This window comes from Bartonella sp. CR84HXZ (assembly GCF_042194535.1).
GTDB lineage: Bacteria > Pseudomonadota > Alphaproteobacteria > Rhizobiales > Rhizobiaceae > Bartonella > Bartonella grahamii.
Genome location: NZ_JBHIMY010000054.1, coordinates 1 through 3,339, shown reverse-complemented (window position 1 = coordinate 3,339; position 3,339 = coordinate 1). Strand labels below are relative to the sequence as shown.

At 38.7% G+C, this 3,339-nt stretch carries 5 protein-coding genes and 1 pseudogene; all 6 read right to left on the bottom strand.

Annotated features, from left to right (window positions below; genetic code table 11):
* Positions 1–236 (bottom strand): annotated as a pseudogene (locus tag ACFIKD_RS09110) (P-type conjugative transfer protein VirB9); the annotation flags it as partial.
* Between the two features lie 2 nt (positions 237–238).
* Positions 239–910, bottom strand: a complete 672-nt coding sequence (locus tag ACFIKD_RS09105) for a virB8 family protein (protein WP_375612435.1) — start codon at positions 908–910, stop codon at positions 239–241.
* Positions 907–1,194 (bottom strand): type IV secretion protein VblB7, encoded by a 288-nt coding sequence (locus ACFIKD_RS09100; protein ID WP_375612434.1) that lies wholly within the window; start codon positions 1,192–1,194, stop codon positions 907–909. Before ACFIKD_RS09100 ends, ACFIKD_RS09105 begins: the two co-directional genes overlap by 4 nt.
* The gene (locus ACFIKD_RS09095) at positions 1,181–2,119 is read right to left on the bottom strand and encodes a type IV secretion system protein (protein ID WP_375641257.1); all 939 of its coding nucleotides are present in this window, start codon (positions 2,117–2,119) and stop codon (positions 1,181–1,183) included. The genes ACFIKD_RS09100 and ACFIKD_RS09095 overlap by 14 nt, the downstream gene beginning before the upstream one ends.
* Before the next feature lie 31 nt (positions 2,120–2,150).
* A complete protein-coding gene (locus ACFIKD_RS09090; RefSeq protein ID WP_375612432.1) occupies positions 2,151–2,480 on the bottom strand; it encodes an EexN family lipoprotein in 330 nt (109 codons plus the stop codon).
* A 23-nt stretch (positions 2,481–2,503) separates the two neighbouring features.
* Positions 2,504–3,259: a type IV secretion system protein gene (locus ACFIKD_RS09085; protein WP_375634908.1), complete on the bottom strand. Its 756-nt coding sequence runs from the start codon at positions 3,257–3,259 to the stop codon at positions 2,504–2,506.
* Positions 3,260–3,339: the final 80 nt, after the last annotated feature.

The window sequence follows — 3,339 nt, the reverse complement described above, 5'->3', positions numbered from 1 at the left end:
CATGCAACGCTGTTGCCAATTGCCACATGGGCAATTTCTTCATTGGGAGAAAATTCTATTTGTACCGATGAGCGTATGGAGCCAATAATTTTTGTGACATTATAAGCATCATAGTTGATAAAGCGAATGCGGCTATCGCTCGGCGCGCGGGTGGGAAAAACACTCGCGTAGCTTATATTCGTCAAAGAAAAGGCAACAGCAATCCTAAGAATGAGAAAAAGAATTTTTTTTGTCATGATCAGTTGACCACTTCCGGATCAGTTCTATATTCATTAACGATAAACCCTAGAGGATTTATCAAGCGGTTTTGAACAGAGATAGGGGCATTGGTATATTCAAAGGTGAGTGTTGCAACCCAGTGGGTGATGAATTCTTTGTTGTTGTCGTTGTTACGCACAGTTCTGTAGTAACGCACTTGGGCGACATTTTCATTGATAAAAGAAATTGATTTTATTGTTATTGTAACGGTGGCGTGTTTATAAAGAATTTGAGGACTTTGGGGATTTTTTGCGCCGTACCATCCAGCAAATCTTTCTCGTTCTTCAGGTGAAGAGAGGAGAGAGATGGTTTCGAAGTTATTTTGTGTTTCTTCTACGACGAAACCTTCACGGAAGCGGACATATTTTGCTGCAAAATAGCGTGTGATGGCTTCGTCGACATTTGTTGGACCTTCTTTTAAGGCTTCTACGACTTCAGTGATGCCGGTTGAATTATCAACGCGGATGACAAAGGGTTCTACGGTTTTAAGGGGCGTGAGGGTGATGACCGCGAGAGAAGACATTATTGCAACAGCAACGGCTATGCCGGCGATTGCAAGCGAGATGCGGGTGGTGCGGCGTGAGGCGAGCATGCGATCTTGATCGAACGAGCGTGCTTCAGCAATATATTGTTCTACGGCGTTTTCTTTCATGCTTTTTGCCCGCAATTTTTGTAAGACTTCATTTCTTCGTCCGTTAATTTTTGTGCCAAAAGCGTTTCAAGTTTGCTCTCTTTCACAGATGATTGTGTATTGCCACTTATAATAATAGGTCTTGGAGTGGGCTTCTTCCCTTCCCAATTCCACATTGATCTGTTGAGTGGACGTTTAGAATATCCATCACACTTTGGGAGTGATTTCAGCGTGTTTGATGAAGACATACAGCCACTAAGAAAGAGAAATGGCAAGATAATCCAAATTTTTTTAACTCCCCGCATTTGTAGTATTACCTCCTCTAAATTTTGATGCCAAACCTCTAAAACCAGCAAGAGCACCACGACCAGCTAATCTGCTAGTGTGGTGAGCTAAATGTGTTGAACCTGCAAGAGATGCTCCTCCAGAAGCTAAAGCAGAGGCAATTCCGGGTAAATGGATAAAAAGATAAATGCCTCCGGTTCCAATAATCAAAAATTGAATTACAGAAAACATGATATCTTTAATGTCACCTGAAAGGATATCTATCGCAAGACTTACATATACGTTACCAAGCAAAGTGACTAATACCTGCAAAATGATAAAGTTTGCGAGTTGTCCTAACCATGCTTCTGTAAAACGTCTTGTCGTTGAAAACATATAAAGGCTTATGAAAAGTGGTCCAACCGATATGACAAGAAATGAACCAAGTTTAGCAAACATTGTGACGATAAAGCCAATAGTGCTAAAAAAAGCAGCAATTAATAAACAGATTAAACCAGCAACCCAATTAACAATATACTTCCCCATATCATACCATGCTGTATACTGATTTGCTGCATCAAAAACATGTGCAGAAGCATGTATCATCATATTGTCCCAGACATTTTTATCTGAATTTGCTCCTTGGGTGACATTTGCAATGGCATCAGGCAGATCAGTAAAAAATATGTCTTTGATCCAAGCATTATATTGAGAAGCGTTTGTAGTGAGTGTAACAACGATGGCAAGTTTAGCTGTTGTCGCTATAAAATCCCATAAAGGCATAGAAGAACGCCCATATATAATGTTGTAACCTATAAATGCAATATAGATTATACAAGATGCCGTAAGAGGAGCGGATAAAGAACTTGAAAGATTACTAATGGTCTTATCCATTAAGTCCCCAAGAGTATTCATTAAACGGTCATCTATATCACTGTACGTAGGAACGTAATCCATTAACGACATTGAATATCCTTTTTATTTTTTATAAAAACAACTATTGAGCGTTTCTTTCAGCTTCTTCTTTCTCTTTTTGTACGGCTTTAGCGCGCTCTTTTGCTTCTCGTTCCTCTCGTCTTTTATTTATTTTCTCTAGAGCTTTATTATAATTTTCTAAAGCTCTCTTAGAATGTTCTTCATCAAGTTCCTTAGCGGCTTGTCGCACATTTTGACAATTTTTCGAATTATCAGAAGCCCCACACTTCCATTGAAACTCTCTTATTAAGCTTTCATTTTTTTTAAATTCTTCTACGCTGTAAGTTTTTTCGCAACCAGTCGTGATAAGTCCTATGCAAAGCAGTAATGTTGTTATGATGATCTTGTTCATTTTCAATTCCCTCTTTTTAATTTTTAATGACCACGGATTTTTCTTGCATAGTCTTGGTATCTTTTACTAGATTCTTCTCTAGAACGAATAATTTCAGCTTCCTGTTGAGCTTGCTGAATCATAGAGGCGGCTTGTGTTTGTAAAGCCTCTGCTTGTAATATTGCTTGTATAGCTGCTAATTGTGTTTGAGCATCTTGAACTTCAGCAGCGGTTTTAGCATTTTTGAGTTTTTCAATAATCTTACTAATGGCTTCTTTCTTTTTATCGGCATCTTCGTAAACAGCTTGCCCTGTTGCTGCTTGTCCTACATTGCGATTGTGCAATTTTTCCACTTCTTGCTTGTAAAAGGCATCAACGGCTTCTTTTGATCCACTACCACCCGATGGTTCTTTATATAAAAGTTTTTCCTTCCATTTTTCAGTGTTTCCGCTACCACCCCCAGTACCATCTATTGATTGTTCTAAATGATTAAAATCAGAGGGGAAAGCAGCATTATTCCCTTGTTTGTTGAGCAATTCTTGAAGAGCGGATAAATCAGGTTTTCCATTTAAGGAACTATATAATTGTTTCGCTTGATCGAGTTGGCTCTTTAATTGCTCAAGCTGTTGTTTGCCTTGTTGAACTTGCTGTTCTGCTTTTGCAACTTGTTCTCTCAATTTTTTGGCTTGCTCTATATTTTCCAGCAGTATTTTATAATCAAAGGGACCACCTCCAAATGCATTTGCTTGAGGTCCAAAAGAAATTGCGCAAAGAGCTGTTGCCAATAAAAGTTTTTTCATTGCTTTGACCTTTCTTGAAAAATAGGAAGCCATTTTTCTGGAGATTGTCCAACTTCATCCATAATGGTCTCTAGGAGTTC

Coding starts and splice junctions, on each gene's coding strand:
- ACFIKD_RS09105 (WP_375612435.1), bottom strand. CDS start 910: ATGAAAGAAAACGCCGTAGAACAATATATTGCTGAAGCACGCTCGTTC.
- ACFIKD_RS09100 (WP_375612434.1), bottom strand. CDS start 1,194: ATGCGGGGAGTTAAAAAAATTTGGATTATCTTGCCATTTCTCTTTCTT.
- ACFIKD_RS09095 (WP_375641257.1), bottom strand. CDS start 2,119: ATGTCGTTAATGGATTACGTTCCTACGTACAGTGATATAGATGACCGT.
- ACFIKD_RS09090 (WP_375612432.1), bottom strand. CDS start 2,480: ATGAACAAGATCATCATAACAACATTACTGCTTTGCATAGGACTTATC.
- ACFIKD_RS09085 (WP_375634908.1), bottom strand. CDS start 3,259: ATGAAAAAACTTTTATTGGCAACAGCTCTTTGCGCAATTTCTTTTGGA.